Genomic DNA, 26,351 nt, shown 5'->3' on the forward strand with positions numbered 1-26,351 from the left:
ACTATATGTTGTCCTATTTGGGCTCTATTACTCTAAAAAAGTAGCCGAGCATTCGTCAGAAGTCTGACCTCCTTTATTTTACTAAATGCAGGGAAAATTACAAGGAAAAAGCTGCCCATTTTTTCGGCAGCTTATGACAATTGTATGAATCTATCAATCTATTAAGCTCTAGGATGAAATTTCCGATAAACATCAGTCAGACGAGGCTTCGTAACCTGAGTATAAATTTGTGTTGTCGAGATATCGGCATGGCCGAGCATTTCCTGGACGGCACGCAAATCAGCCCCATTTTCAACCAAGTGTGCTGCAAAGGAATGACGCAATGTGTGCGGTGTTAGCTCTTTATCAATACCTGCTTCAAACGCCAATTTCTTTAAAATCTTCCAAAAGCCCTGACGAGAGAGGCGTTTTCCTTGATGATTTAAAAATAAGGCATTATCAGCATGTTTTAGGGAGACAAAATGGGGTCTACCCTGTTCAAGATAGTGTTTGACGGCGTCGGCAGCCGTTTTGCCAATAGGGATGATCCTCTCTTTATCCGCTTTGCCCCTGCAGCGGATAAAGCCCATCGTCAATTGGACATGCACGATATCCAAGTCAATCAGCTCGCTGACGCGAATTCCTGTCGCATAAAGAAGCTCAAGCATAGCCTTGTCTCTTAAACCATAATGGTCATTGGTTTTAGGAGTATCTAACAGCTGCTCCACTTCCTTAAGGGTTAACACCTTCGGAAGCGACCGTTCCATCCGCGGTGTTTCAATCTGCACGGTAGGGTCATCCTCAACCACTTTACTTCTTAATAAAAACTGATGAAATGCGCGAATCGAAGCAATATGTCTTGCCAATGTCTTAGCAGACTTCCCCTGCTCCTTTAAAAACTCCAAAAAATGAATGATATGTACCCGCTGGACATCATTTAATGAAGGAAGCAGTTCTACCTTGTTTAAATAGTCCAGGTAGCTTTTTAAATCGCGCTCATATGACAGCAATGTATTTAGGGCCAGTCTTTTTTCAACGCCCATATATTGCTTGAATTCCTGTAAATGCTGTTCCATTGCCTTACTCCCCATTTAAATAAAAAAATATCAGCCGGTCAACTAGAGAAGAATCGCTTTCGCTCATTGTATTTGAGACCTTAAGCGCCGTTCCTTCGGGTTCGTCGTAGCGGTGATAGTTTTGATATTCTTCAGATACCCACATGATACCATAATAAAAAAGAACCGTGCACCCTGTGAATATGATAAATACCTTTACCGTTTGCAGAATGATTTTCATAAAAGAGAGCATGTTACGTTCCCCCAAAATAGTTTTCTATTAACAAGGTATGCCAAAATGGACAGGTTTTATACCTTGCTGCATCGGGATTTCGCATGCTTTCTAAAAAAAAGAAAAAGCCCTTTTCATTCAAAGGACTGTTTGATTTTATTCTGTTTGTTCGGTTCTTCGTCTTTATCTTTATCCTGGCAGCGATGGCAGATACCATGAAAGGTAAGTCGATGGTCTTTTATTTTAAAATTCCATCTCTTTTCTACCACTGCTTCGACATCTTCCAGTAAGTCCTCCTGAATTTCACTAACAGCACCACATTCGATACAAACAAGGTGGTGGTGAAAATGGGCTGCACCTTCCTGGCGGAGGTCGTAACGGGAAACTCCGTCACCAAAATTTATTTTATCGACAATTTTTAACTCCGTTAATAGTTCTAAAGTCCGGTAAACAGTTGCCAAGCCTATTTCAGGCGATTTTTCTTTTACGAGGAGGTACACATCTTCCGCGCTTAAATGATCCTCTTCATTTTCCAATAAAACTCTGACGGTTGCTTCACGCTGAGGTGTTAGCTTATAACTTGCTGAATGCAACTGCTTCTTTATTCTCTCAATTCTAGTTTCCATCCTGAAGCCCCTCCCACGCCACTGTTAATTCACATTATAACAGATGAGAAAGGAGATTCAAAATAAAATTATTATAAAGTGGAGTTTATATATATTATTATTTAATAATAATTATATACTAATTGAGGTAATCATTGTTTTCATCAGCCATGGCGATAAATATGCTTCAACAATTGACGCTGCTGAAATAAACACGACCGCCGCGATGAGGGCGAAAACATATCCCTTCAGTAAAGGCGCTAAAGGCTTTGCATACTGCTTCATAAATTGCTTCTTAATCATTCTCAATGAAAAAATGACTGACAAGGCCGCCATAATAATAAAGACTGGGATGATAATCAAGTTTTGCGGCAGAATCGAGGAGACTGCCAGCAAAAACCCTTTCCAGCCCATTTGGCTGACAAGGAACCCAACTGTAAAGCCTACCACCATTCCTTTGACAAACAGAAGAATAAGAATAACAGGAAGCCCGATAATGGAAATTCCCAGAATCCAAATTAATCCTATAAATTTACTATTATGAAGGAAGCTTTGCAAGAACAAATCGCTGTTCTCGCCTGCGTTTTCTGTGGAGACTTGTCCAAAGAACTGCGATAAATAATAGAATAAATCTTCCTTTTGCGTAAAGCTCATACTATTGACGACGATTGCGCCAAAAATAACCCCCATAAAAAACAGCACAACAATAAATAAGAAAATTGAGGAATGCTCACGGAAACTTACTGCATTGGATGGGTACAAACGTTTTTTCATTTGCGGTTCCTCCTGGCATTTGCTAATGATTAATACATTCTATGCCAGTCTAGTTTTTCTATGATTAAAATTGATAGATTCCATAAAAAAACTCGACAGCTTTTGGATGTCGAGTTGATTCTTTATTGATCCGCAATTTTCCCGTATTTCCCGCCGCCGCCAGCAGCGAGATTTATTTTTCCTTCTCTCGCTTTCATGATGAGGTCCGCAATTTTCTCAGGAACGACTTCTTTTAATGCTTTAAAAGGAACCTCGTGTAAAATGGCCATTTCGCTTCCGAAGTGGTTGACGAGTTTTTCCAGCATGCGCGGTCCCAGGCCGGGGATAAATTCGAGCGGCACCTGATGAACATAAGGCGGGCGTCCGGGCGGGCTCGTTTCAGCCGTTTTTAGTTCAAGGATTCGGTCGGCCACTCCTTTAATGATTTTACTATGACCACACAAATCACAAATTTGGTCATCTTCCTGAAGCGGATTCAGACACTCGGCGCAAACGGTTTTATGGTATTTGCCGAGCAGGGGATCCAGGCCGAAGTTAGCAATTACTTTACGCCCATCCTCACCCTTTAAGGCCTTATATAGTTCCTTAAAGGTTGGTTCCTCCATCGCCACCACCTGATACTCACGGGCAATTTTTGCCAGAGAATGGGCATCCGAGTTAGTAACAAACGTATAATTGTGCAGTTCGCCTAACTGGTCAGCCATTTGTGTGTCAGAGCTTAAGCCCAGCTCAATACCGTCAATCTTGTTGGGGTCGAGAACCTCTGCGAGAGACTTTTTAACCCCTTTTCCATATAGGCTTTTAAAAGGTGTAAAAACATGAGCCGGAATAAAAATGCCGCCCATTTCTTTGACCTTTTTCTGCAGCTCCATGCCGGTGATATAAATCCTTTGCGAGCTGAGCTGGATATTTTTCAAATGGCCCGACAGCCAATTAGAAAAATCCCGCATGACAGCGAGTGTTGGGAAGTAGCACAGAAGATGAATCGGACCGTGGCAGTTTTCATCATAAATTTCCAATTCCGAGCCCGGAATGACGGTCAAATCGCCAAATATCAAGCCCCCATCCTCATGCTCGTAAACCTCTCCACTTTCAATTAAGCTCTCCATTTCCAAAATGACTTCCGGAGAATGGCTGTCAATGATTCCGACCATGTTTAGCCCTTTTACATGTCGTGCATGTTCAATAATATTTGTAAATGTAAGAGATTTGGCGCCGGTTATTTTAACAGGCTTGCCCGTCCATGTCCGGCCAATATGAATATGTAAATCCACATAATAGCGGTTCATTCTTTATTCAACGCCTCTTGTAGTTGTAAGTATTGGACTGCGTAAATCGTTTTTGCGTCATAAATCTTTTGTTCTTTCACATATTGAAGGGCTTCTTCCAGCGTCAATTCTTCCAAATTGACAAACTCATCCTCATCAAGGGCTGCGGAATCTTCTTTTTTCGTTAAGCCTTTTGCGAGGTAAACATGGACAATTTCATCGGCAAAGCCCGGCGAGGTAAAAAAAGATGTAAGCAACTCAAGGCTTTCGCACACGTAGCCGGTCTCTTCCTCCAATTCCCGGCGGGCGCAGCTGGCCGGTTCTTCATCTTTTTCAAGCTTGCCAGCAGGAATTTCCACGATGGTTCGTTCTAGTGCTTTACGATATTGCTCGACCATGATGATTTTATTTTCAGGGGTGAGGGCTAAAATGGCTACCGCCCCTGGATGCTTGATAATTTCCCGCTTGGATGTTTTTCCGTTCGGCAGTTCCACTTCCTGTAAGTGAAGGCTGATAATTTTCCCTGAAAAGATTTCTTCGCTTTTAAGTGTTTTTTCCTCAAGCTTGCTCATTATCGTCAACTCCTGTTCTAGTCCGGTTCATTCACGTCATACATTTTACCATACTTGATTGGGAGGCGTATGGGATGAAGGTGTATGTGCATGAAAAGGGGATTATCCTTGTCGGCAAAGGCTGGGAAGTACTGCAAAAGCTAAAGGAATATCGGAAAGAATTTGAGAATGTTTCCGACTGGGTGCAAAACGTCAAGCAAAAATAGATCCTGTTGTTTGTAGTCTCCCCCGTTCTTGATTAAAATTATAGAAAGATGAGGGGGGATTTTTTTGAAGAAGCGAAGGTTGGGTAGATCTGACTTGTATGTGACGGAACTTGGACTTGGCTGTATGTCAATTGGAACTGATGAAAAAGCGGCTCAAAAAATTATTGAAGCGGCTCTTGAGGAAGGGATCAATTATTTCGATACCGCGGATTTATATGATTTTGGGGTTAACGAAGAAATTGTCGGGAAGACGTTGAAAAGTGTCCGCGAAAAGGTCATTATCGCTACGAAGGTCGGGAACCGCTGGAAGCCGGATCATTCTAGCTGGACGTGGGACCCCTCGAAGGTCTATATCAAAGAAGCGGTGAAAAATAGTTTGAAACGGCTCGGAACAGATTATATTGATCTCTATCAATTACATGGCGGCACGATTAATGACCCGATTGACGAAACAATAGAAGCGTTTGAGGAACTAGTTTCCGAAGGAGTGATCCGCTATTACGGAATATCCTCAATCCGTCCGAATGTCATCCGTGAATATGTGGAGTCATCACATATTGTTTCGGTGATGATGCAGTACAGTATCCTTGACCGCCGTCCGGAGGAAGAGGCATTGCCGCTATTGGCTGAACATGGCGTGGGCGTTGTCACACGCGGACCGCTGGCCAAAGGGCTGTTGAGTAACAAGCTGCTAAACAAGGCTTCAGGGAAAGGATATCTCGATTATAGTTTAGATGAATTGAGTAAGATTTTGCCTCGTTTGATGGAAAAAGTGGGGGCAGGCCGTTCATTTACAGAGGTTGCGTTGCAGTATAATCTAGCTAATCCTGCGGTCGCCTCGGTTGTGGCGGGAGCGAGCCGCGTGGAACAGATTCGAAGCAATGCTGCTGCGGTTAGAAGTCAGCCGTTGACCGATGAGGAGGTTGCGGTGATTAAAGAGTTGACTAAGGGTAGTGTTTATTTGGAGCATCGGTAATAAATAAGGAGAGCATCCGCTCTCCTTTTATTTAAATTCCTTCCAATTCATGCCGCTCTCATTTAACAGCTCTTCAAAGGATTTGTTCTTTTCTTTCAATCTTCTTTCTTCCCGTTTTCTCTGCTCTTCTTCCTCGCGTTTTCTATCTTCTTCCGCTTTTAGCTGCTCCTGCTGTTCTTTTAACTTTTTTATTAAATCGGGATTCATCATGTCTTTAAGCGTTACTGCAGCATCGTCTTTTTTCGGCTGACGTTTAGGTTGTTGTTGTTTTTTCTTCATAGGTTTGATGCTCCTTCAAAAACTACTTTTATTCCATTATACAACCTACTATTTCGAAAATCATATAAAAAGCAGGCTCCCTCTTAGGTCAGCCTGCTTTACTCTATTACGCCATTTCCACGACTGTTGCCACTCCTTGGCCGCCGCCAATACACAGTGTTGCAAGTCCTAACTTGGCATCTCTCCGCTTCATCTCATGGATAAGTGTAACCAAAATTCTCGCCCCACTTGCACCAATCGGATGCCCAAGTGCAATCGCACCGCCGTTTACATTCAAGATTTCCTTGTTAAAGTGAAGCTCACGGTCTACAGCCAGCGACTGTGCCGCAAAGGCTTCGTTCGCTTCAATCAACTCCAATTGCTCCAAAGAAACGGCCGCCTTTTCCAATGCCTTCTTAACCGCAGGAACTGGTCCGATACCCATGATGCTCGGATCTACTCCAGCGCTGGCATTTGCCTTAATCGTTACAAGCGGCTTCAAGCCTAGTTCATCCGCCTTTTTTCTGCTCATTACCACTAAAGCTGCCGCGCCGTCATTAATGCCAGATGCATTACCCGCTGTTACTGTACCGTCCTTTTTAAACGCAGGACGCAGCCCAGCTAATTTTTCCACAGTGGTACCCTTTTTCGGATATTCATCCACGGCAAATACAACTGGCTCACCTTTTCGCTGCGGAATCACAACCGGAACGATTTCCTCTTTAAACCTCCCTTCTTCTATCGCCTTCACTGCTTTTTCCTGACTCCATGCGGAAAATTCATCCTGCTCTTCTCTTGTAATCGAATATTTTTCCGCTAGGTTTTCCGCTGTGATCCCCATATGATAGTCATTGAATACACAAGTAAGTCCGTCTGATGTCATCGTGTCAACCAGCTTTTGGTCACCCATTTTAAAGCCTTCGCGGGCATTTTTTAATATGGACGGTGCCTGACTCATATTTTCCATTCCGCCGGCGACCACAATTTCCGCATCTCCTGCCAAAATAGCTTGTGCCGCTAAGTGCACAGCTTTTAAACCTGATCCGCACACTTTGTTAATAGTCATCGAGGAAACAGTTTCTGGGATTCCTGCTTTAAACGCCGCCTGCCTAGCCGGGTTTTGCCCAAGGCCAGCCTGAAGGACATTCCCCATAATCACTTCATCGACCTGCTCCGGTTTCACGCCTGCCTTCTGAAGTGCCTCCTTGATGACAACTCCGCCTAACTCAGGTGCACTTACACTTTTTAATCCACCATTAAAACTGCCAAGCGCGGTTCTGACAGCGCTAACAATTACAACTTCGGTTTGACTCATGTACTCTCCTCCTTATGGAATTGCTCACCTTATTTTAACACAGAAAATTACCATTTTTGTTAAAATTCTTGCTTTTAAAAAATCGACCCCGTTACAATGAAATTATGACAGGACGAGGGGGAACGAAATGCTGACTTTACCGAAAAAAGCAACCATTATTGAGGTTGGGCCGCGCGACGGCCTGCAAAATGAAAAATTGTTTGTGCCGACAGAAATTAAGAAACAATTTATTGCTGCTTTGAGAAACGCGGGACTTAAAGAAATGGAACTGACCTCCTTTGTATCGCCGAAGTGGGTGCCGCAAATGGGCGATGCAGCGGAAATTGTGGCCGACAGCCTTGCTGATACAACTAGAAACATTGTCCTCGCCCCAAACCGCCGGGGAATCGACCGGGTCTACTCCACCGATTGTCAAGCCGTCGCTGTTTTTGTCGGCATTAGCAATACGTTTAATCAAAAAAATATCAACAAATCAACTGTTGACAGCATGACTGAATTAAAACCGATTATTAAAGAGCTTAAGGAAAAAAAGTATTTTGTCCGTGCCTGCATTTCAACTGCTTTTTATTGCCCATATGAGGGTAAAATTGAAGAGGAAGAAACATTGAAGCTATGCCGTGAATTTGTCGAGGCCGGTGCCGATGAACTAAGCGTTGCCGATACGATTGGAATGGCCGCGCCACACGAAGCCTACTCGTTATTTTCAAAAATTAAAGCGGAGTTTAAAGAAACCCTTATTACTGCCCACTTCCATGACACCAGAAAACTCGGGCTGGCTAATATCTTTGCTTCTCTCCAAGCAGGCGTTGACCGCTTTGATACATCTGCCGGCGGGCTGGGCGGATGCCCATTTGCCCCAGGTGCAAGCGGAAATACAGCAACAGAGGATGTCGTCTACATGCTCGAGCGGATGGGAATAGATACAGGAGTTGATCTCCAAAAGCTTGTCGATGCCATTGAAATCGTCCGTCCCCATATCTCCAGGGAAATCACAAGCGGCTATTTCAGTCTTCATAGCCAAACCGTCTCGTGAATAAATGCCCCTGTGTTTAAGCATCTTATAGATGATAAGACCATTGAAGGGAGGTTTGTTCATGAGCCAAAAGCGCGATAAAGGAAACAGTATGCAAGGGAAAAACTACGCAGACTCAAGCGGGGGCGGCAAGCGGATGATTGCTGCAGAAGAAATGGAAAAAGCCCTTCATCCGACAAAGCGCCAAAACGCAGAATCATAATCATGCCTTTCATTCAAAGCCGCCCATTAGATGCCGCGGCTTTTCTTATGTTAAAATATGGATTACCAACCTTCTGGAGGTGCCAAGTTTGAAGAAGGCCTTTCGAACCCTGTTTATTTTGTTATTTTTTTGGCTCGCGATCGGTTTGTTTTTTACCAACCGAATCATGTATATGAAGAAGAAGGATGAGGATTTCATTTTAAAGCGGGAAAAGGAGGCGGGCAGGTTCAATCCCGATGAATTTGAGTCCCTGCCTAAACGAGATGTGGATATCCCCTCTCCGTTCGGCTATGTGATTAAAGCCTTGCTAGTGGAACCCCATCAGACCAATCGCTATGTAATCATATCGCACGGCGTAACGGAAAACAAAATGAATTCAGTGAAATACATGAACCTGTTCCTCGAGCGCGGTTTTAATACCTTGATTTACGACCATCGCCGTCACGGGGAATCCGGCGGCAAAACCACGAGCTATGGCCATTACGAGAAATTTGATTTAAAAGCAGTGGTCGACTGGCTTAAACAAGAAAAGGGACCGAACTTGCTCCTTGGGATTCACGGGGAATCGATGGGGGCAGCAACGATGCTCTTGTATGCTGGACTTCTTGAAGACGGGGCCGATTTTTACATTGCAGACTGTCCATTTTCTGACTTTAAAGAGCAGGTTGCCCATCTCATTAAAAGGGATTTTAAAATTTTTCCAGGGCTGCTGCTTCCGATTGGGGATGCTTTCCTTCGCCTGCGCGATAAGTATTCCATCCGCCATGTTTCGCCGATTTCGGCTATCGAAAACATCAAGCATCCGGTTTTATTTATCCATAGCCAGAAGGATGATTATATTCTCCCATCGATGACCCATGATTTATTCGAACACAAACAAGGCCCGAAAATGCTCTATATTGCAGAGGAAGGCGTTCACGCCCAATCCTTTAACGAAAACCCGGATGACTATAAGCGGGTTGTGGATGAATTTTTGGAAAAATACGTCCTCTATGCCTACCCATGCTAAAAACAGACTGTCCATAATGGATCAGTCTGTTTTTATGACGAGGCTCATCCGTCCGTTCAGGATTTGCTGCGGACTTTTTAACTGAAAGCAATTGCTGGCTGTCGAAAAATCAATTTTCATTTGCTCGTCGAAGAACACCATTTTGTGTTTTTCGATATACACTGGCCTGTCATTCGTTTCAATTTCAACTTCAGTATCGTCTAATTCGCCTGTGAACCACAGAGCGGCAACACCACTGACTGCTCAGCCGCAGCCATCCGTATCGTATTTAAGCTGTAAATAGCCTTCACGTCCCGCTGTCCGCTCATTTATTTTTTTGGCAGCCTCTTCGGTTATGATGATTTCCACGTTTAACACTCTCCTCATTTAGGCATATGATGATTGTAGCATATGTTGGTTTGGGCTGTTTTTATTTTGCTCGCCGCCATTTGGTTGCATTTCCCTATTAAACCAGTTATTCTCAAGGATAATAGAATATTTTTTAAAGGAGTGCTTCGGATGTCAAAGGTTACAATTAAAGTTAACGATAATGGGTCACTTAGAATTACAGGCGATGTGGAATTGTTGGATGGCGAGGGGAATGTGTATACAACAAAACCTTCCTTTTCTCTTTGCCGGTGCGGAATGAGTAAAAACAAACCTTTCTGCGATGGTTCGCATAAAGGAAATTTCGAGTCTCAGGTTCGGGTGCCTAAGGAAGAATAAATAAGTTGAAAAAAGAGCGGCTTTCTAGTTGGAGTCGCTCTTTTATATGTCCGTCATTCGAACGTCGGCAATAGTATCGATGGGAATTCGATGTACTTCTTGAAAGCGGTCAATCACATGCAGCCTGTGCGCGATTTCGTTCCAATAATGGATTTTTCCAATGACAATTTCATAATTTCGGTTCCGATAATGGGTAATTGTCACGTACTGGTCAAATTCGATGGCTTCTGCCAAGATTTCGTTCATGAGCTCAAGCTGCTGCTCATCCATTTCTTTCTGCTGTTCATACTGATCTTCCTTCACCCAATCCCTGAGCATTTTCACATGCTCAGGCAGCATCATCGACGTCCATTTAATTCTGCCACGGTCGCGAATCATTTGCCTCGCCTTCTTTCTCTAGTCTTTATTCGCGGATAGCCTCCCCTTACTTGCGGATAAGCCCTTCTTACTTGCGGATATTCCGTTTTACTTGCGCAAACCAGTTATTTTACATCTTATGCCCGCCCACAAGCGTGGCCCGATGTTTGGCAGTTCCTCCAGCGGTATAGGAAACAGCACGCAGGAGAGAGCCCGGGCCGAAGCGTCTGCGAACGGAATCAACAACATAGCCCAGCTCACGTCGTTTATAAGCACCTTGGTCAAATAGATCAATCTGAAGCTCGCAGTCGTCCTCAATATTGCTAAGCGCAATGGAAATCTGCCGGACGGTTTTGCCGTTATAGTGCTCGTGAAATAGTTCGAGGCAGACACGGTAAAGGTCCATCGTCACATTGGTCGGCTGCTGGACGGTTCTCGAGCGGTTAAAGCCGCCGCCGAATTCATCCTGGCTGTAGCTGACGCCAAGGCTGACCGTCCGCCCCGCCTTCCGCCTTGTTCTCGCTCGCTTGGCAACCTCCTCGCACATTTCCAAAATGACATGCTTAATTTCTTCTTCGTCTTTATAATCGCGCAGCAGGATTTGGCTTTTTCCAAAGCTGATCTGCCCCTCGATAATCGGTGCGCCCAAATCGGAAAGGTCGACTCCCCAGGCATGATGATAAAGCTGATTGCCCATGATACCGAATTTCTTCTCCAGCTGTTCTAAGTCATAGCGGGCGAGCTGACCGACTGTGAAAATGCCCATGCCGTTGAGCGTTTTTTCAACCCGCCTGCCGATTCCCCACATTTCCCGAAGCGGCGACACCTTCCAAAGTTTTGTCTGCACATCATCATAGGTCCACTCGGCAACCCCGTGTTTCTTAGCCTCTAAATCAAGACAGAGCTTTGCCAGCAGCATATTGGGGCCGATTCCGACCGCGCATGGGAGCTGGAATTCCCGCTCAATATCGTCCTTTATTTTTTTCGCAATCGTCTGGGCATCGCCCCACAAATGCAGAGCGCCGTCCACTTTAATAAAGCTTTCATCGACGCTGTAGGTGTGGATGGCTTCCTTTGGAACATAGCGGTTAAACACACGGGAGATTTCTGTTGAAATACGTAAATAGGTGGCCATTTTCGGTTCGACCAGCCGAATCCGCGGATCGTTTGGAATTTCAAACAGCCGTGAGCCCGTCTTGATGCCAAATTCTTTTTTCAATCTTGGGGAAGCGGCAAGCACGACGCTCCCCTGCCGTTCTTTGTCGCCCACAATCGCGATATAACAATCCAGCGGATCGAGCCCCAGCATGACGGCGGAGCAGCTGGCATAAAAGCTCTTCATGTCGACACATAAAATTTTATTGTGCGGTAACGTGTTGTAATCAACCATGATTATCCCTCACAGTTTCAAAATTCGAACATTTGTTCTTTAATATTATATCTATTATCTTAAGCGAATATGCGTTCGTATTCAATGGAAATTTTTTAAGGCTTACCAAATATGGCTAAAGTGCAAAAAAGCGATATAATGAAGGTGAGGTGCATGTGAATGGATAAAAAGCTGACTGTGAAAATGATCAAGAATTGTTTTAAACAGTATTATGAGGCGGATTCTTCACCGATTGGCGATAAAGAGTTGGAGGAGTTGGTTACTCGGATTCTGCAAACGAAAGACGAGGACCCCACTGCCGATTTATATGAGGTTGTAAATGATATGGTGTATGATTATTTAACTGGCTAAAATAGAAAAAGCCCCTAATAAAATAGAGGCTAAAACTACTTCTTATTCAGCATCTTCTTCCCAATCCGCTCAAACAACCGCGGAAACAGTACATAAACCACGCTGCCCATGTTCATCCAGCGCGGCAGGTTGATTTCCCGTGTTTTCGTCAGCATGCTGTCAACGACTTTCTGGGCCACATACTCCGGCTGGAGCATGAACTTTTGGACGTTTTTTACATAGGTACCCTGTTCATCGGCGATGTTAAAAAAGTTCGTGGCAATCGGGCCTGGATTCACCGAGGTTACCTGAATGTTGTAGTCATCAAGCTCCATCCTTAATGCATTCGTATAGCCAAGCACCGCATGCTTAGTAGCCGAATAAACACTCGATTTCGGGGTGGCAATTTTTCCAGCCTGAGAAGCGATGTTGATAATATGACCAAATCGTCTCTCACGCATCCTAGGCAAGACCATGCTCGTGCACGCCATCAGCCCGACAACATTCACCTCAAACATGCCCTTCACTTCATCAATCGATGCCTCATGGGCTTCACGAAAAACACCAAACCCGGCATTATTGACAAGAATGTCGACACGGCCGAATCCCTCAAAAATTTGCTCAAAAACCTTCTTCACTCGATCCGTATCCGCTACATCCAGCTGAAACACTTCAACCTTGGCAGAATACCTTTTTTCAAGCTCTATCTTAAGCTGCTGGAGCTTATCGATGCTCCTAGCCAATAAAACGAGATTGGCGCCGCTCGCGGCACAAAGTTTGGCAATTTCCGCTCCAATTCCACCGGAAGCACCAGTTATGACAATATTTTTATCTTTCAATCTTCCGTTCATCAATAAAACACCTCATCAGGGTCATCCCACCCGCCTTAAAGCTTGGCGTAATAAAGAACGGGATGAGTATCTTTACTACTAATTTCTCCGATGGATGCCAAATAGTCAAGCTGGGCGACGGTTTCCGATATCGTCAGCATCAATTCACGTTTATAAACACTCGGGAATAGCCGTTTGCAGATGTCAAAAACGGTCAGCTGTTCTTCCTTCAGCCAGCTGTTGACCGTCATCGCCCGTTCATGCTGGCGGATAAGCCGTTTCTCAACAAGCTCTGCTAATTCGTAGACATCTTCGCCGTGCCCGGATTTTACCACCTGAATCGGATACGACAGCAATTTTTGCATCGAATGATTATGCTGCAGCTGAGGCTTTGGCCGCTCCTTTTCCCCTGGTGCCGGCGGTTCGAGCAATGGATTTGGGGATATATGAGCGATGATCAAATCGCCGCCAATCAGAACGCCATCCTTTTCCCGATAAAGGGCAATCTGGCTCTGGGCGTGCCCTGGTGTTTCAATGACCTGCCATTCCGACAGGCCCAGCGGTCTCATCCCTTCCACAAGCTGCCCAGTCAACGGACGATTGCATAAGAATTTATGGCCTTCCCTGAAAAAAGATGTCAACGGAAAATACTCATTTGGCAGCCCAAACTCTTCAAACAGTTCTTTGAAAAATGCCTCTTGTTCCTGTAAAAATGTTTCCGCTGGTTGAATCCAGCGCTCATTCAACGGATGACCGTACACATCAAGTTCGTCTGGAAAAAAATCAAGCAGACCGCAATGGTCCGGATGGTGATGGGTAAGGATTACCTGTTCAATATTTTCCGGCTGCAATCCTAATTCAGCCAGCTGCTGAGTAAGGGAGTTCCATGCTTTTTCGGTTTTCGGTCCTACATCTACTAGGGTCAGCCGTTCCCCTTTTATTAAATATACATTGACATCCCCGACTTGAAATGGGGTCGGCAGTGACATTTTGGCAACGCCGTCTTTCCATTCTGTCATCTAAAAAACTCCTAACGTTATTTTTGAATAAAGAATAATTATGCATGAAGTGTGATAGTTATGTATTGTCTTATAATAAAATAAAGTGTACCGATTTTTTTTACCATTGTCATTATTTTTACATAACTTTTTCGAAAAAACAAAAAATTGGCAAATTTATCTCTTGACAGACAAGCCATTTTTCCTGCATAATCACTATTAAAATTTGATTCGTTGACATGCAATGAGTAAGGCCAGTAGATGGAAAACGGCGAAAGAGAGTGAAGTCCGGAGGCTGAAAGACTTCACCGCCCTCTTGAACATCGAACCTACCTTATGAGCATTTAGGCAAACCTAACGTATCCCGGCGTTAACGGTGTTGAGTAAGCCCAACTGCGAAAACTAGCAGCCGGGCAAATGAAGGTGGTACCACGGAAGCTAAGACCTTTCGTCCTTTACGGATGAAGGGTCTTTTTTATGTTATTCACGGTGAAAAGGGGGAATTTTTTCATGAAAAAGATGGCGATTATCGGTGCGGGTTCGATGGCGGAAGCTCTTATTTCAGGAATTCTGGAAAATGGTTTAATGGACCGGAGAAATGTTTGGGTGACCAACAACTCAAACCAAGAAAGATTAAATGACTTGGAGAATCGTTATGGTGTTGTTGGAACGTACGATTTAAATGCTCTTTTTTCAGGGGCGGACATTGTCATGCTGGCGATGAAACCGAAGGATGCAGCGAGTGCGATCGATTATATTCGTGACCATCTGCGTAGTGAAATGCTGATTGTATCCGTTCTTGCAGGTGTTTCGACGGAATCAATTGAAGCGCTCGCCGGAAAGCCACTATCCATTGCAAGGGCAATGCCAAATACATCGGCAGCAGTCGGGAAATCCGCAACGGCGATTGCCGTTAATGCTCGTGTTTCAGAGGAACAGCTTGAAACAGCCCGACAGCTTTTCGGAACCGTCGGATTGGCGGAGTTTGTAGAGGAAGTCCAGCTTGATGCGGTAACAGGCCTGTCCGGAAGTGGCCCAGCCTATATTTATTATTTGATTGAAACGATGGAAAAAAGCGCGGTTGAAATCGGCCTGGAAAAAGAAATGGCGAAGCAGCTGATTGTGCAGACGTTAATCGGCGCCGCAGAAATGGTCAAAAACTCTTCCAAATCACCGGAGCAATTACGCCGGGAAGTGACAAGCCCTGGCGGAACCACTGAGGCAGGCATTCGTGTCCTTGAGGAAAACGGCGTGCAGCAAGCGTTCATTTCCTGTATTAAAGCGGCGGCAGCCCAATCTAAAAGAATGGGAGATGCCTTGTGCAGCCAGCTGCAGGTTGGGAAACGTTAGGAAGAGACTTTTTTAAAATTTTGGTAAACTAAGAGTAAGACGCAAAACAAAGGATTGTGGAAATGGAAAACATACTTATTCTATTGTTTTCATTAGGCCTCTTCGTTTGGCTTGTTTTTCTCTTAGATGCCATAATCGGCTTAAGAAAATTAGATTCGTTAGAAGATGAGGAGCCTCTTAATTGCGGCCCATTATTATCGGTCGTTGTCGCGGCTCGGAATGAAGAGGAACATATTAAAGCAAGTATTTTAAGTCAGCTTGAACAGACCTATAAAAATGTCGAGTGGATCCTGGTGAATGATCGCTCCACTGATGAAACCGGAAAATCAATGGAGCAATTGGCACACCAGGATTCAAGAATAAAGGTCATCCATGTTCACGACCTTCCCGATGGCTGGCTTGGCAAGAACCACGCCTTATTCACTGGTGCGCAAATTGCACAAGGTAAATGGCTGTTGTTCACCGATGCTGATATCAAATACGAAAAAGAAGCATTCGCCAAGGCGCTCCATTATGCAGAAAAGCACCAGCTTGACCATTTAACCGCCGCACCGAATTTATCCGCAAAAAGCTTCTGGCTGAAAACCTTCGTCGCCTTTTTCTTGTTTGGATTTTCCTATTTTAAACGCCCTTGGCTGGCGAATAATCCAAAATCGAAAACCGGAACAGGCATTGGCGCCTTTAACCTAATTTGCAAAGAAGCTTACGAAACATTTGGCACGCATGAACGGATCAAGATGCGGCCCGACGATGACCTACAGCTGGGAATGCTTTTAAAAAAGGAAGGGTATCGGCAGAGAATTATAACGGCACTCCAACTAATCGAAGTGGAGTGGTACGGCAGCCTTCACGAAGCTTTCGTTGGTCTCGAAAAAAACACCTTCGCCGGATTAAACTATCGAATCAGTATGGTGTTTTTTGCTATTTTCGGAGTATTCACCACTAATGTTCTCCCTTTTATTACGATTTTTTCCGGAAATAAAACCATTGCCCTGCTTAGTTTAGGAAATATTCTCCTAAGCGGCATTCATTACTTCATGATTATCAGAAGAATGACGGTATTCTCCCCTGCCTTGTTTCTCGTTTTGCCCCTTACCGCCTTATTGTTTATTTATTCCATCATCCGGGCAAGCTGGCTGACCTTCAAACGAGGCGGGATTGTTTGGAGGGGAACAACTTATCCGTTAAGCAAGCTGAGGGATCATGAGTAAGCAGTATTTTTCATGAAATAACCAGTATTTGCTATACTAATAGTGGCTTATTTTTGAAAATTAGGAGGTTCGCAAATGGCAGCAAAATTATTTTCTCCTTACACTGTTAAGGGGGTTACCTTTAAAAATCGGATTGTCATGGCGCCGATGTGCATGTACTCCAGCCATAATGAAGATGGCCATCTGCAAAACTGGCATCGCACCCACTATACATCAAGAGCCGTCGGGCAGGTCGGCCTCATCATTGTCGAGGCAACGGCAGTCAGTCCGGAGGGACGGATTTCGCCGCAGGATTTGGGGATCTGGAACGATGAGCATATCGCAGGCTTCCAGGAGCTTGCCGGGCTTGTTAAAGAACATGGCGCCAAAATTGGCATCCAGCTTGCCCATGCCGGCAGAAAAGCTGTTTTAGAAGGCGAAATATTAGCCCCTTCTGCTATCGCTTTTAACGAAAAATCAAAAACGCCGAAGGAAATGACGAAGGACGATATCGCAGCAACTATTGAAGCCTTTAAAAAAGGAGCAGAACGGGTTAAAAAAGCCGGGTTTGATGTGATTGAAATTCACGGAGCCCATGGCTATTTGATTAATGAATTCTTATCCCCGCTTTCCAATAAACGGACGGACGAATATGGCGGATCTGCCGAAAATCGCTACCGTTTCCTGCGTGAGGTAATTGATGCTGTTAAAACAGTTTGGGACGGACCGCTGTTTGTCCGCGTTTCTGCCCATGATTATCATGAGGATGGGTTAACTCCCGAAGATTATATAACCTTTGCCAATTGGATGAAAGAGCAAGGTGTGGATTTAATTGACGTCAGTTCAGGTGCGGTTGTTCCGGCGCGGATTGATGTCTATCCAGGCTACCAAGTGAAATATTCCGAAACGATTAAATATGGAGCGGACATTCCAACAGGAGCAGTTGGATTGATCACATCACCTCTCCACGCCGAAGAAATTTTGCAAAACGAACGGGCCGACCTGATCTTTTTAGCCCGCGAATTGCTGCGTGACCCGTATTGGCCGCGCACAGCAGCCAAAGGGCTCGGAGTATCCATTGAAGGACCAAAACAATATGAGCGTGGCTGGATATAAATCAGAAAAAGCACTCACCGATTATGGTAAGTGCTTTTCTCCTTTTAATGGAATGTTAATTTCCTTAAAGTCCTCGGCAATATCCGTATTTGGAAAGATTTCTGCTGCCTCTTTGACTAATTCCCGCCACGCATGCCGGTCATAACGCGAACTGATATGCGTCAGGCAAAGCTGCTTTGCTTCCGCTTGTTTCGCCACTTCGGCTGCCTGATGGGTCGTCGAATGGAAGTAGTCAGATGCCAGCTGGTCTTCCCCCTTGGCAAACGTTGCTTCATGAACTAACAGGTCTGCCCCTTTAGCCAAGAAAATCGCATTTTCGCAGAATCTTGTGTCACCAAGAATCGTCACAACCCGGCCCTTCTGGGCAGGTCCGAGAAACTCGTTAGGTTCAATCACCCGCCCGTCTTCAAGCGTAACGGTTTCCCCATCTTTAATTTTTTTAAAAATTGGTCCTGGCTGTACGCCTGCTTCCTTCAATTTATCTGCCAATAATGTTCCCGGTCTGTCTTTTTCAGCCACTCGATATCCGTAAGACATAATTCCATGGTCAAGCAGGCGGGCTTCCACGGAAAATTGCTCATCTTCAAAAACAATTCCTTCTTCAATTTCGACCACCTTCAACGGATACTTTAAATAGGTTTGGCTGATAGAAAGACTTATTTGAAGGAAGTCTCGAATCCCTTTCGGTCCGTAAACTGTAACCTCCGTTTCTCCACCCTGAAAAGACCGGCTCGATAACAGTCCGGGCAATCCGTAAATATGATCACCGTGCAAATGGGTAACGAATATTTTTTCAATTCGCCGCGGTTTGATGGATGTATGTAAGATTTGGTGCTGGGTTGCTTCGCCTGCATCGAACAACCAGACAGAACCGCGCTCCTCCAAGAGCTTGAGGGCAATTGATGTCACATTGCGAAGCTTGGCCGGCATGCCTGCCCCTGTTCCTAAGAAAAAGACATCCACAGTAAAAACTCCTCTCTTCTCCGTACCACTTTTCATTATCGTTACTATATCATAAAGTGTAAATCAATGCTTATTTGTTTCCTCTAAAAATGATACATGCTATTTTAGATATTAGCGAAATCTAAGATTATATAAAAGCTATTATCGCTAGGAAAGAGGTTTATACATAATGGATCAAAATCTGTCATCATTAATCATGATTTTTGGAGCAACCGGGGATTTATCCAAACGAAAGCTGTTTCCATCCCTTTATCGATTATATGAACGCGGCCGTTTAGACAAATTTGCCGTGATTGGGATCGCCAGAACCCAGCAATCGCATGAAAAATTCAAGCAGTCCGTTAAGGATTCTGTCACTGCTGCATTAGGAGAAAAGCCAAACCTTGATGAGTTTGTGTCCCACTTCTACTATCAAAGTCACGATGTAGCGGATTCCAATTCCTATGCCGCTTTAAAAAAACTGGCGGATGAAATAGACGGTCACTACGGCCTTGAAGGCAACCGCATTTTCTATCTGGCTATGGCGCCTGAGTTCTTCGGACCGATTGCCCTTCATTTAAAATCAGACGGCCTTACCGATGTAAAAGGATACAAGCGGCTTGTCATTGAAAAACCGTTTGGACATGACCTCGAATCGGCAAAGGAATTAAACAAGCAAATCAGGACTGCTTTCTCTGAAAATGAAATTTACCGGATTGACCACTATTTAGGCAAAGAAATGGTCCGCAATATTGAGGTAATTCGTTTTGCTAATGCTATCTTTGAACCGCTTTGGAATAACCGTTATATATCCAATATTCAAGTGACCTCCAGTGAAACGCTCGGTGTCGAAGAACGCGGCCGATATTATGAATCAAGCGGCGCACTAAGGGATATGGTGCAAAACCATATGATGCAAATGGTCGCCTTGTTGGCGATGGAGCCGCCAATCAAACTGACAACGGATGAGATTCGGTCTGAAAAAGTTCGTGTTTTCCGGGCATTACGTTCTGTAGAAGGTGAACAGGTAAAAGAATATTTTGTCCGCGGGCAGTATGGCGAGGGAACAATTTCCGATAAGCCGGTTCCAAGGTACCGTGATGAACCGAATGTGGATCAGGAATCCAATACCGAAACCTTCGTAGCCGGGAAAATCATGATTGACAATTTCCGCTGGGCCGGTGTTCCTTTTTACATTCGAACCGGAAAAAGAATGACTTCCAAAACAACTAAAATTGTTGTTCAATTTAAAGACATCCCGATGAATTTATACTATCAGACGGAAAAAATGCTGAATCCAAATCTATTGGTCATTCACGTTCAGCCGGAAGAAGGAATTACCCTGCATCTGAATGCCAAAAAAGCAGGCGGCCACTTGGAAGCCCAAGAAGTAAAACTAAGCTTTGCCAATACCGGTATCCATGCCATGAACACACCTGAAGGCTACGAAAAACTGCTCTACGATTGCATGCGCGGTGATGCCACAAACTTCACTCATTGGGATGAAGTGGCCTACTCTTGGGCGTTTGTCGATAAAATCTCTCAAGTTTGGGAAAATGAGAAAGCAGAATATCCAAATTATGAATCAGGATCAATGGGACCTAAAGCGGCAGACGAGCTGTTGGAACAGGATGGATTTTTCTGGTGGCCAGTGTCCGATATGTATGTTGATATTTGTAAGTAATAAAAACAAAAGCTCCGCTTGGCTTCTTAATTAGGCTAAGGGGAGCTTTCTTTGTTTTTTTGTAAAAAATCTTTATTAAAGCTAGTCGCAGTACCTCGGTTTTCGTCAGAATCGGTCTGGTGAGTGCCCGCCGTTTCGATAATATTTTTTCCATATTTGTCACGAAGGCTGGAAAGGGTTTTAAGAAGCGGCTCTTTTTTGGCGTCCTTTTCATAGGAAAATAAATCCAGCTGTTTATAGGCGTTGTCATGTTCCACTAAGTCAGTTCCAGTGATTCCTAACAATCTAACCGGGTCCCCGCTCCAATGTTTTAATAGAAGCTGCTTGGCTAATGAAGCAAGTTCCTCTTTTTGGCCGATTGGATTAGCAAGCTTTTTACTCCGTGTGATGGTCTTTCTATCCTTGTAACGAATCGTGATACCGATGGTAGTTGCCAGGACACTTTTTCGTTTCAGCCTAACGGATACGGTTTCGGCAAGCGATTCCAAGACATGAAAAAGCTCCTGCTGGTTGCTTACGTCTCGTGGCAAGGTGGTGGAATTGCCGATGCTTTTAAATTCGTCTATCGATTCGGGGTCGACAGGCCGGTGATCATTTCCATTTGCCCGCTCTTTTAAACGAATACCGTTGATGCCAAGCAGTGTTTTTAGCTGAATATCATTGGCCTTTGCCAGTTCGCCAATGGTATGAATACCGATGGTTTTTAGTTTTTCGGCCGTCTTTTTACCCACACCGTGCATTTCGTTTGTATTTAAAGGCCAAAGTTTGGCGGGGATATCACGTTTGCGAAGTATCGTGATACCCATCGGTTTTTTCATATCTGAAGCCGTTTTGGCTAAAAACTTATTAGGGGCAATCCCGATGCTGCAGGGTAAATCCAGCTGCTCAAGGATTCTTTTTTGAATGGTTTGGGCGATTTCGATAGGACTGCCGAACTCAAAGCTTTCGGTAATATCCATATAGCCCTCGTCAATGGATACGGGTTCAACTAGGTCTGTGTACTGTCTGAGGATAGCAAACATGCCCATCGAGGCCGCCCGGTAACGGTCAAAATTGGGTGATTTGACAATCAGCTGCGGGCAAAGCTTTCTCGCTTCCCAAAGGGGCATCGTTGTTTTCACGCCAAATTTTCTTGCATCATAGCTGCAGGTGACAATAATCCCTCTGCGCTCCTCAACGTTTCCGGCGATGGCAAGCGGCTTTCCTTTGAGGGAAAGGTCGTACGCCATCTCTACCGAGGCATAAAAGCTATTCATATCCACATGTAAAATGACCCGCCCGTTTTTTGGGTACATTTCCTTCATGAAAGGCACATCCCTTTTGAGTAATAGTTCTCGTATCCCTTTATTATACACCACTGAGCTGACTGCTTGGGAATGGAAGACTTTTATCAAATTTTACCGTAATCTTTTCTGGCAGGCCCTTTTGGGCAATAAGGTTGCACTATTTTTACCGCCGGCCCCGCTTGCAACTCCTCTTCGGTCAATATAAGGACCCTATTTTTACCGCTGGTCTCCTCCCATTTCTCTTCGGGCAATATAGGACCGCTATTTTTACTGCTGACCCATTTCCAACCCCTCTTCGGGTAATATAGGGCCACTATTTTTACCGCTGGCCCTCTTCCCACTCCTCTTCGGGCAATATAGGGCCGCTATTTTTACCGCTGGCCCTCTTCCCACTCCTCTTCAGGCAATATAAGAACGCTATTTTTACCGCTGGCACATTTCCTACTCCTCTTCGGGCAATATAGGGCCGCTATTTTTACCGCTGGCCCTCTTCCAACTTCTCTTCGGGCAATATAGGGCCGCTATTTTTCCAACCGCTCCGCTTGCAACGTCCTTCGGGTAAATTTGATTCCATTTTGACTGTATCCTTTGTAAAGAAAAGGAGAACCCATAAAAATCAGGTTCCCCCTTCAAAAAACTTTATTGGTTTGTCACTTCATCAATGATCGCCAAGACCATTTCCCCAAGCTTGTATAGCTCCTCAATCGGCATGCGCTCATTGGTAGTGTGGATTTCTTCGTAACCGACAGCGAGGTTCACTGTCGGAATTCCGAAGCCTGCGATGACGTTCGCGTCGCTGCCGCCGCCGCTGTGCTGCAGCTCGCAGCTGCGGCCGATTTTAGCAGCTGCTTTGCGGGCAATCTCCACCACCTGGTCGCCTTCGCCAAATTTGAAGCCCGGATACATCACTTCCACATTCACCTCAGCGCGGCCGCCCATTTCTGAAGCAACCGTTTCAAAGGCTTCCTTCATTTTCGCAGCCTGCGCTTCCATTTTTTCAGGAATCAATGAACGGGCTTCAGCTAAAATATCAACCCGGTCGCAAACAATGTTTGTCGCTTGGCCGCCTTCAAAGCGTCCAATATTGGCAGTTGTCTCGTGGTCAATTCGACCCAACGGCATTCTCGCAATAGACTTTGCCGCAATCGTAATGGCAGAAACACCTTTTTCAGGCGCAACCCCGGCATGGGCTGTTTTTCCATAGATAATCGTTTTAATTTTCGCCTGGGTCGGTGCGGCCACAACCACGTTTCCGACTAACCCGTCGCTGTCAAGCGCGTAGCCATATTTGGCCTTCATTAGAGAAGGATCAAGAGCTTTTGCCCCGACAAGGCCGGATTCTTCCCCAGCGGTAATCACAAATTGGATTTGGCCATGTTCTGTGTTTTGTTCCTTCAAGACTCGAATCACTTCTAACATAACGGACAATCCGGTTTTGTCATCCGCTCCAAGGATGGTCGTTCCATCGGTCACTACATAACCGTCTTTAATCGAAGGCTTAACTCCCCTGGCAGGCACAACTGTATCCATATGAGAGGTAAAATAAATTGGGTCTACCCCTTCTTTCGTTGCAGCAAGGGTGCAGATCAAGTTGCCAGCGCCATGACCAGTTATAGAAGTTGTATCATCCTCATATACGTCAAGCCCTAAGTCGCTGAACTTTTTCTTTAACACTTTAGCAATTTCGGCCTCATGTTTAGTTTCCGAATCAATTTGGACCAGCTCTAAAAATTCATTTAAAAGACGTTCTTGGTTAATCATTTGCCGAAGCCTCCAATATATGTACTTTACTTTTTCAGTATACCTTTTTTTCAAACGAGTCTACAAATGAAAGGACCATTAAAAATGGTCCCAAAAAATTTACAACGGAATATTTCCGTGCTTTTTATATGGTCTCGATTCTTTCTTCGACCTTAGCATCTCTAAGGATTGAATCAACTTGATTCTAGTTTCGCGCGGGTCGATGACGTCATCCACCATTCCCCTGGATGCCGCGACATAAGGGTTCGCAAATTTCTCACGGTACTCCTCTATTTTTTGCTGCCTAGTCTCTTCAGGGTTATCGCTGTTTTGGATTTCCTTTGCGAAAATAATATTAGCTGCTCCCTGCGGACCCATGACGGCAATCTCCGCATTCGGCCAGGCAAAGACAAGGTCGGCGCCGATTGACTTACTGTTAAGCGCCACATACGCGCCGCCGTAGGCTTTGCGCAGAATAACCGTCAACTTCGGAACGGTCGCTTCTGAATAAGCAAATAAAATTTTTGCCCCGTGGCGGATGATGCCGCCATGCTCCTGCTTAACGCCCGGGAAGAAGCCAGTTACATCTTCAAAGGTGATAATCGGGATATTAAAAGAATCGCAGGTGCGAATGAATCGTGCTGCTTTGTCGGAAGAATCGATATCAAGACCGCCGGCCATTACTTTTGGCTGGTTACAAACAAGTCCGACTGTTTCCCCTTTAATTCTTGCAAACCCAACAACAATATTTCTGGCAAAATCCTTATGAATTTCCATGAAAGTATCCGCATCAACAATCTGTTCAATAACATTTCTTACGTCATATGGGCGGACAGCATCGAAGGGAATCACATCCGTCAAATCAGGACGGTAATCTTCCTCTTCTGCCACTTCCACTCTTGGCGGTTTTTCTTCATTATTCTGCGGCAAGTAGCTCAGCAGCTTTCGTACATTTGCCAAAACTTCTTCCTCGGTTGCACCGCGGAAATGAGCATTCCCGCTGATGGTATTATGTACACCGGCACCGCCCAAGTCTTCTGCCGAAATTTTCTCCCCGGTAACGGTTTCAATTACCTTCGGCCCAGTAATGAACATTTGGCTCGTTTTTTCCACCATGAATACAAAATCGGTAATTGCGGGTGAGTAAACGGCACCGCCGGCACATGGGCCCATGATGACGGAAATCTGCGGAATGACTCCCGAATAAATAGAATTGCGGTAAAAGATTTGTCCGTAGCCGTCTAAGGATACAACCCCTTCTTGGATGCGGGCACCGCCGGAATCATTCAGGCCGACAAACGGGGTGCCATTTTTGGCTGCCAAATCCATTACATTAGCAATCTTTTTGGCATGCATTTCCCCCAAAGCGCCGCCAAAAACGGTAAAATCCTGTGAAAACAAATAGATCGGGCGTCCATTCACTTTTCCATATCCAGTTACAACGCCATCGCCAGGACCCTTTTGGTCTTCCATCCCAAAATCGTTTGTGCGGTGCTCAATAAATGGATTTAATTCAACAAACGTCCCCTTATCGACTAACAGGTCAATCCGCTCACGGGCTGTCAGCTTCCCTTTTTCGTGCTGCTTTTCAATCCGTTCATCACCGCCCCCGAGTTCTACCTCCCGGCGTTTGTCATACAGCTCATTTAACACTTCATAGATATCCATTTTGTTACCCCTTTGTCTGTTTCTTTTCGCAAAGCTCAAATAAAACGCCCGATGCCGATTTTGGATGCATGAAGGCAATATCTGCCCCGCCTGCCCCTGGCCTTGGCACCTCATCAATCATTCTGATACCATGCTCCTTTATTTCCGCAATTCTTGCTTCAATTGATTCCACCCCAAGAGCTACATGGTGTATGCCCTCGCCGCGTCTTTCAATAAAGTTGGCAATCGTGCTCTCCTCTGAAGTAGGTTCGAGAAGCTCAAGCTTGGTCTCGCCAGCCTGCAAAAATGCTACCTTTACCTTTTGACTGACCACTTCTTCAATTTTTAAAAGAGGGAGCTTTAACACTTCCGTATAAAAAGGAAGGGTCGCCTCAAGAGACTTTACAGCAATTCCAATATGATCGATTTTTTTAATCATTCTAAAATCCCCTTTTTTCAATTTTAACATAAATTCGACAATAACATTATTCGTGAAAAAGTTCATAAATCCTTCCTAAATTGCTGAGTTGTTCCGTTGTCCTTTTGGGCTTTTCCAAGTACAATGTAGATAAAACCTTTTAACCAAAAGGAGGCATTCATTTTGAATAACAAAAAATCTAGAAAAATTATTGTTTATTTAATGCTCTTTGCTATGCTGGCTTCCACTCTTCTAATTGGAATTGCCCAGTTTCTATCATAACAATTAAGGGACTGTCCGCATTGACGGACAGTCCCTTTTTCTTATTTGATAGCACCGCTTTCCTTTGCCAGTGCTTCAAATGATTTATTGGATGATGTTACTAAAATTTTTGTCCCAAGCGGTATCAACGGGAATAATGAGGTAATAACCTCATTCTGGGTGCGGATACAGCCTTGTGAAACATATTTTCCAACGGAAGCCGGCTGATTGGTGCCATGAATACCGTAGATTCTGCCATCAGTCTCCCTTGCGTCAAAGCCAATCCACCGCGAACCTAGCGGATTCTTGGGATCGCCGCCGGGTATGTCACTGCGGCGGTAATATGGATTCTTTGCCTTTACTGTGACAGTAAACAGTCCCTCAGGGGTCATTTCCTCCGTCTTGCCAGTGCCAACACTGACAACTGTTTGGACTCTATTCTCACTAATAAGGGCAAGTTCATTATTACTTTTATTCACGATCACAAATGGATCCCCAGGCAATGGGTTCGGACCCAAGGGCCAGATGGGGGAGAGGGAAAATGCCATCAGGATTGACGAAAAGATTTTGATCATAATCATCCTCCTGCCGTTTTCCCCTAGTTTGCATCAATCTATCATTCT

General features: G+C 44.7%; 30 protein-coding genes and 1 pseudogene. 12 read left to right on the top strand and 19 right to left on the bottom strand.

Annotated elements, in window-relative coordinates; all coding sequences use genetic code 11:
• Nucleotides 1-161: 161 nt before the first annotated feature.
• From xerD to ACFPA1_RS15100, 6 genes are all read right to left on the bottom strand, one after another.
• Nucleotides 162-1,055: a site-specific tyrosine recombinase XerD gene (gene xerD / locus ACFPA1_RS15075; RefSeq protein WP_213144964.1), complete on the bottom strand. Its 894-nt coding sequence runs from the start codon at nt 1,053-1,055 to the stop codon at nt 162-164.
• A gap of 4 nt (nt 1,056-1,059) precedes the next feature.
• Nucleotides 1,060-1,287 (bottom strand): YqzK family protein, encoded by a 228-nt coding sequence (locus ACFPA1_RS15080; RefSeq protein ID WP_213144963.1) that lies wholly within the window; start codon nt 1,285-1,287, stop codon nt 1,060-1,062.
• Between the two features lie 113 nt (nt 1,288-1,400).
• Nucleotides 1,401-1,892, bottom strand: coding sequence for a Fur family transcriptional regulator (locus ACFPA1_RS15085; protein ID WP_213144962.1), 492 nt, complete (start codon nt 1,890-1,892; stop codon nt 1,401-1,403).
• A gap of 111 nt (nt 1,893-2,003) precedes the next feature.
• Nucleotides 2,004-2,645: a stage II sporulation protein M gene (spoIIM, locus tag ACFPA1_RS15090; protein ID WP_213144961.1), complete on the bottom strand. Its 642-nt coding sequence runs from the start codon at nt 2,643-2,645 to the stop codon at nt 2,004-2,006.
• 122 nt (nt 2,646-2,767) lie between these two features.
• Nucleotides 2,768-3,934: an endonuclease Q family protein gene (locus ACFPA1_RS15095; protein ID WP_213144960.1), complete on the bottom strand. Its 1,167-nt coding sequence runs from the start codon at nt 3,932-3,934 to the stop codon at nt 2,768-2,770.
• Entirely contained in the window at nt 3,931-4,485 is a 555-nt protein-coding gene (locus tag ACFPA1_RS15100) for an NUDIX domain-containing protein (protein WP_213144959.1), read from the bottom strand. The genes ACFPA1_RS15095 and ACFPA1_RS15100 overlap by 4 nt, the downstream gene beginning before the upstream one ends.
• A 74-nt stretch (nt 4,486-4,559) precedes the next feature.
• Between ACFPA1_RS15100 and mciZ the strand changes: the two genes are divergently transcribed.
• Both mciZ and ACFPA1_RS15110 read left to right on the top strand, forming a co-directional pair.
• On the top strand, nt 4,560-4,691 hold the full coding sequence (gene mciZ, locus ACFPA1_RS15105; RefSeq protein ID WP_213120290.1) for a Z-ring formation inhibitor MciZ: 132 nt from the start codon (nt 4,560-4,562) through the stop codon (nt 4,689-4,691).
• Between the two features lie 64 nt (nt 4,692-4,755).
• Complete coding sequence (locus tag ACFPA1_RS15110) at nt 4,756-5,667, top strand: aldo/keto reductase (protein WP_213144958.1); 912 nt, start codon at nt 4,756-4,758, stop codon at nt 5,665-5,667.
• 27 nt (nt 5,668-5,694) lie between these two features.
• Here ACFPA1_RS15110 and ACFPA1_RS15115 read toward each other — a convergent pair whose 3' ends face one another.
• Nucleotides 5,695-5,946 (bottom strand): YqkE family protein, encoded by a 252-nt coding sequence (locus ACFPA1_RS15115; RefSeq protein ID WP_213120288.1) that lies wholly within the window; start codon nt 5,944-5,946, stop codon nt 5,695-5,697.
• 106 nt (nt 5,947-6,052) lie between these two features.
• Complete coding sequence (locus ACFPA1_RS15120; RefSeq protein ID WP_378583997.1) at nt 6,053-7,240, bottom strand: acetyl-CoA C-acetyltransferase; 1,188 nt, start codon at nt 7,238-7,240, stop codon at nt 6,053-6,055.
• Between the two features lie 127 nt (nt 7,241-7,367).
• On the opposite strand from ACFPA1_RS15120, the gene ACFPA1_RS15125 reads away from it, so the two are divergent.
• The 3 genes from ACFPA1_RS15125 (at nt 7,368) to ACFPA1_RS15135 (ending at nt 9,484) form a co-directional block, all read left to right on the top strand.
• Nucleotides 7,368-8,273 carry a hydroxymethylglutaryl-CoA lyase gene (locus tag ACFPA1_RS15125; RefSeq protein ID WP_213144956.1) on the top strand — a complete coding sequence of 302 codons (906 nt, stop codon included), beginning with the start codon at nt 7,368-7,370 and terminating at the stop codon, nt 8,271-8,273.
• Between the two features lie 61 nt (nt 8,274-8,334).
• Nucleotides 8,335-8,475 (top strand): hypothetical protein, encoded by a 141-nt coding sequence (locus tag ACFPA1_RS15130; protein WP_213120285.1) that lies wholly within the window; start codon nt 8,335-8,337, stop codon nt 8,473-8,475.
• Nucleotides 8,476-8,563: 88 nt separating this feature from the next.
• Nucleotides 8,564-9,484: an alpha/beta hydrolase gene (locus ACFPA1_RS15135; protein ID WP_213144955.1), complete on the top strand. Its 921-nt coding sequence runs from the start codon at nt 8,564-8,566 to the stop codon at nt 9,482-9,484.
• A gap of 21 nt (nt 9,485-9,505) precedes the next feature.
• Here ACFPA1_RS15135 and ACFPA1_RS15140 read toward each other — a convergent pair.
• A pseudogene (locus tag ACFPA1_RS15140) lies at nt 9,506-9,832 on the bottom strand (iron-sulfur cluster biosynthesis family protein).
• A 150-nt stretch (nt 9,833-9,982) separates the two neighbouring features.
• Between ACFPA1_RS15140 and ACFPA1_RS15145 the strand changes: the two are divergent.
• Nucleotides 9,983-10,189 carry a CDGSH iron-sulfur domain-containing protein gene (locus tag ACFPA1_RS15145; protein WP_213120283.1) on the top strand — a complete coding sequence of 69 codons (207 nt, stop codon included), beginning with the start codon at nt 9,983-9,985 and terminating at the stop codon, nt 10,187-10,189.
• A gap of 42 nt (nt 10,190-10,231) precedes the next feature.
• On the opposite strand, the gene ACFPA1_RS15150 is transcribed toward ACFPA1_RS15145, so the two are convergent.
• Both ACFPA1_RS15150 and ACFPA1_RS15155 read right to left on the bottom strand, forming a co-directional pair.
• Nucleotides 10,232-10,567: a YolD-like family protein gene (locus tag ACFPA1_RS15150; RefSeq protein WP_213144954.1), complete on the bottom strand. Its 336-nt coding sequence runs from the start codon at nt 10,565-10,567 to the stop codon at nt 10,232-10,234.
• A 109-nt stretch (nt 10,568-10,676) separates the two neighbouring features.
• Nucleotides 10,677-11,936: a DNA polymerase thumb domain-containing protein gene (locus tag ACFPA1_RS15155; RefSeq protein ID WP_378584000.1), complete on the bottom strand. Its 1,260-nt coding sequence runs from the start codon at nt 11,934-11,936 to the stop codon at nt 10,677-10,679.
• A 159-nt stretch (nt 11,937-12,095) separates the two neighbouring features.
• Here ACFPA1_RS15155 and ACFPA1_RS15160 point away from each other — a divergent pair, with 159 nt between their 5' ends.
• Nucleotides 12,096-12,287, top strand: coding sequence for a YqzH family protein (locus ACFPA1_RS15160; RefSeq protein WP_378584001.1), 192 nt, complete (start codon nt 12,096-12,098; stop codon nt 12,285-12,287).
• 35 nt (nt 12,288-12,322) lie between these two features.
• Here ACFPA1_RS15160 and ACFPA1_RS15165 read toward each other — a convergent pair whose 3' ends face one another.
• Together ACFPA1_RS15165 and ACFPA1_RS15170 are read right to left on the bottom strand one after the other, a co-directional pair.
• Complete coding sequence (locus ACFPA1_RS15165) at nt 12,323-13,117, bottom strand: SDR family NAD(P)-dependent oxidoreductase (protein ID WP_213144951.1); 795 nt, start codon at nt 13,115-13,117, stop codon at nt 12,323-12,325.
• A 35-nt stretch (nt 13,118-13,152) separates the two neighbouring features.
• The gene (locus tag ACFPA1_RS15170) at nt 13,153-14,115 is read right to left on the bottom strand and encodes an MBL fold metallo-hydrolase (RefSeq protein WP_378584002.1); all 963 of its coding nucleotides are present in this window, start codon (nt 14,113-14,115) and stop codon (nt 13,153-13,155) included.
• Between the two features lie 489 nt (nt 14,116-14,604).
• On the opposite strand from ACFPA1_RS15170, the gene proC reads away from it, so the two are divergent.
• The 3 genes from proC (at nt 14,605) to namA (ending at nt 17,750) form a co-directional block, all read left to right on the top strand.
• Nucleotides 14,605-15,444, top strand: coding sequence for a pyrroline-5-carboxylate reductase (proC, locus tag ACFPA1_RS15175; protein WP_213144949.1), 840 nt, complete (start codon nt 14,605-14,607; stop codon nt 15,442-15,444).
• Between the two features lie 62 nt (nt 15,445-15,506).
• The gene (locus tag ACFPA1_RS15180; RefSeq protein ID WP_378584003.1) at nt 15,507-16,655 is read left to right on the top strand and encodes a glycosyltransferase; all 1,149 of its coding nucleotides are present in this window, start codon (nt 15,507-15,509) and stop codon (nt 16,653-16,655) included.
• A gap of 75 nt (nt 16,656-16,730) precedes the next feature.
• On the top strand, nt 16,731-17,750 hold the full coding sequence (gene namA, locus ACFPA1_RS15185) for an NADPH dehydrogenase NamA (protein WP_378584005.1): 1,020 nt from the start codon (nt 16,731-16,733) through the stop codon (nt 17,748-17,750).
• A 21-nt stretch (nt 17,751-17,771) separates the two neighbouring features.
• Here the strand turns inward: namA and rnz are convergent, their stop codons facing one another.
• The gene (gene rnz / locus ACFPA1_RS15190) at nt 17,772-18,713 is read right to left on the bottom strand and encodes a ribonuclease Z (RefSeq protein ID WP_378584006.1); all 942 of its coding nucleotides are present in this window, start codon (nt 18,711-18,713) and stop codon (nt 17,772-17,774) included.
• Between the two features lie 169 nt (nt 18,714-18,882).
• On the opposite strand from rnz, the gene zwf reads away from it, so the two are divergent.
• Nucleotides 18,883-20,376 carry a glucose-6-phosphate dehydrogenase gene (gene zwf / locus ACFPA1_RS15195; protein ID WP_378584008.1) on the top strand — a complete coding sequence of 498 codons (1,494 nt, stop codon included), beginning with the start codon at nt 18,883-18,885 and terminating at the stop codon, nt 20,374-20,376.
• A gap of 35 nt (nt 20,377-20,411) precedes the next feature.
• Here zwf and ACFPA1_RS15200 read toward each other — a convergent pair whose 3' ends face one another.
• The 4 genes from ACFPA1_RS15200 to mce all read right to left on the bottom strand — a co-directional run bounded on the left by ACFPA1_RS15200 (nt 20,412) and on the right by mce (nt 25,488).
• Nucleotides 20,412-21,680, bottom strand: a complete 1,269-nt coding sequence (locus ACFPA1_RS15200; RefSeq protein WP_378584010.1) for a DNA polymerase IV — start codon at nt 21,678-21,680, stop codon at nt 20,412-20,414.
• A 621-nt stretch (nt 21,681-22,301) separates the two neighbouring features.
• The gene (locus ACFPA1_RS15205) at nt 22,302-23,423 is read right to left on the bottom strand and encodes a tripeptidase T (protein WP_378584012.1); all 1,122 of its coding nucleotides are present in this window, start codon (nt 23,421-23,423) and stop codon (nt 22,302-22,304) included.
• A gap of 99 nt (nt 23,424-23,522) precedes the next feature.
• Nucleotides 23,523-25,070 (bottom strand): acyl-CoA carboxylase subunit beta, encoded by a 1,548-nt coding sequence (locus tag ACFPA1_RS15210; RefSeq protein WP_213144932.1) that lies wholly within the window; start codon nt 25,068-25,070, stop codon nt 23,523-23,525.
• Nucleotides 25,071-25,074: 4 nt separating this feature from the next.
• Nucleotides 25,075-25,488, bottom strand: coding sequence for a methylmalonyl-CoA epimerase (mce, locus tag ACFPA1_RS15215; protein ID WP_213145304.1), 414 nt, complete (start codon nt 25,486-25,488; stop codon nt 25,075-25,077).
• A gap of 162 nt (nt 25,489-25,650) precedes the next feature.
• Between mce and prli42 the strand changes: the two genes are divergently transcribed.
• The gene (gene prli42, locus ACFPA1_RS15220; RefSeq protein ID WP_213144931.1) at nt 25,651-25,749 is read left to right on the top strand and encodes a stressosome-associated protein Prli42; all 99 of its coding nucleotides are present in this window, start codon (nt 25,651-25,653) and stop codon (nt 25,747-25,749) included.
• 41 nt (nt 25,750-25,790) lie between these two features.
• On the opposite strand, the gene ACFPA1_RS15225 is transcribed toward prli42, so the two are convergent.
• Nucleotides 25,791-26,303, bottom strand: a complete 513-nt coding sequence (locus ACFPA1_RS15225) for a L,D-transpeptidase (protein ID WP_213144930.1) — start codon at nt 26,301-26,303, stop codon at nt 25,791-25,793.
• Nucleotides 26,304-26,351: the final 48 nt, after the last annotated feature.

Origin of the sequence: Neobacillus sp. GCM10023253 (assembly GCF_042653105.1) — a bacterium.
Lineage (GTDB): Bacteria > Bacillota > Bacilli > Bacillales > Cytobacillaceae > Neobacillus > Neobacillus citreus.

Coding starts and splice junctions, on each gene's coding strand:
- xerD (WP_213144964.1), bottom strand. CDS start 1,055: ATGGAACAGCATTTACAGGAATTCAAGCAATATATGGGCGTTGAAAAA.
- ACFPA1_RS15080 (WP_213144963.1), bottom strand. CDS start 1,287: ATGCTCTCTTTTATGAAAATCATTCTGCAAACGGTAAAGGTATTTATC.
- ACFPA1_RS15085 (WP_213144962.1), bottom strand. CDS start 1,892: ATGGAAACTAGAATTGAGAGAATAAAGAAGCAGTTGCATTCAGCAAGT.
- spoIIM (WP_213144961.1), bottom strand. CDS start 2,645: ATGAAAAAACGTTTGTACCCATCCAATGCAGTAAGTTTCCGTGAGCAT.
- ACFPA1_RS15095 (WP_213144960.1), bottom strand. CDS start 3,934: ATGAACCGCTATTATGTGGATTTACATATTCATATTGGCCGGACATGG.
- ACFPA1_RS15100 (WP_213144959.1), bottom strand. CDS start 4,485: ATGAGCAAGCTTGAGGAAAAAACACTTAAAAGCGAAGAAATCTTTTCA.
- mciZ (WP_213120290.1), top strand. CDS start 4,560: ATGAAGGTGTATGTGCATGAAAAGGGGATTATCCTTGTCGGCAAAGGC.
- ACFPA1_RS15115 (WP_213120288.1), bottom strand. CDS start 5,946: ATGAAGAAAAAACAACAACAACCTAAACGTCAGCCGAAAAAAGACGAT.
- ACFPA1_RS15120 (WP_378583997.1), bottom strand. CDS start 7,240: ATGAGTCAAACCGAAGTTGTAATTGTTAGCGCTGTCAGAACCGCGCTT.
- ACFPA1_RS15125 (WP_213144956.1), top strand. CDS start 7,368: ATGCTGACTTTACCGAAAAAAGCAACCATTATTGAGGTTGGGCCGCGC.
- ACFPA1_RS15130 (WP_213120285.1), top strand. CDS start 8,335: ATGAGCCAAAAGCGCGATAAAGGAAACAGTATGCAAGGGAAAAACTAC.
- ACFPA1_RS15145 (WP_213120283.1), top strand. CDS start 9,983: ATGTCAAAGGTTACAATTAAAGTTAACGATAATGGGTCACTTAGAATT.
- ACFPA1_RS15150 (WP_213144954.1), bottom strand. CDS start 10,567: ATGATTCGCGACCGTGGCAGAATTAAATGGACGTCGATGATGCTGCCT.
- ACFPA1_RS15155 (WP_378584000.1), bottom strand. CDS start 11,936: ATGGTTGATTACAACACGTTACCGCACAATAAAATTTTATGTGTCGAC.
- ACFPA1_RS15160 (WP_378584001.1), top strand. CDS start 12,096: ATGGATAAAAAGCTGACTGTGAAAATGATCAAGAATTGTTTTAAACAG.
- ACFPA1_RS15165 (WP_213144951.1), bottom strand. CDS start 13,117: ATGAACGGAAGATTGAAAGATAAAAATATTGTCATAACTGGTGCTTCC.
- ACFPA1_RS15170 (WP_378584002.1), bottom strand. CDS start 14,115: ATGACAGAATGGAAAGACGGCGTTGCCAAAATGTCACTGCCGACCCCA.
- proC (WP_213144949.1), top strand. CDS start 14,605: ATGAAAAAGATGGCGATTATCGGTGCGGGTTCGATGGCGGAAGCTCTT.
- ACFPA1_RS15180 (WP_378584003.1), top strand. CDS start 15,507: ATGGAAAACATACTTATTCTATTGTTTTCATTAGGCCTCTTCGTTTGG.
- namA (WP_378584005.1), top strand. CDS start 16,731: ATGGCAGCAAAATTATTTTCTCCTTACACTGTTAAGGGGGTTACCTTT.
- zwf (WP_378584008.1), top strand. CDS start 18,883: ATGGATCAAAATCTGTCATCATTAATCATGATTTTTGGAGCAACCGGG.
- ACFPA1_RS15200 (WP_378584010.1), bottom strand. CDS start 21,680: ATGAAGGAAATGTACCCAAAAAACGGGCGGGTCATTTTACATGTGGAT.
- ACFPA1_RS15205 (WP_378584012.1), bottom strand. CDS start 23,423: ATGATTAACCAAGAACGTCTTTTAAATGAATTTTTAGAGCTGGTCCAA.
- ACFPA1_RS15210 (WP_213144932.1), bottom strand. CDS start 25,070: ATGGATATCTATGAAGTGTTAAATGAGCTGTATGACAAACGCCGGGAG.
- mce (WP_213145304.1), bottom strand. CDS start 25,488: ATGATTAAAAAAATCGATCATATTGGAATTGCTGTAAAGTCTCTTGAG.
- ACFPA1_RS15225 (WP_213144930.1), bottom strand. CDS start 26,303: ATGATCAAAATCTTTTCGTCAATCCTGATGGCATTTTCCCTCTCCCCC.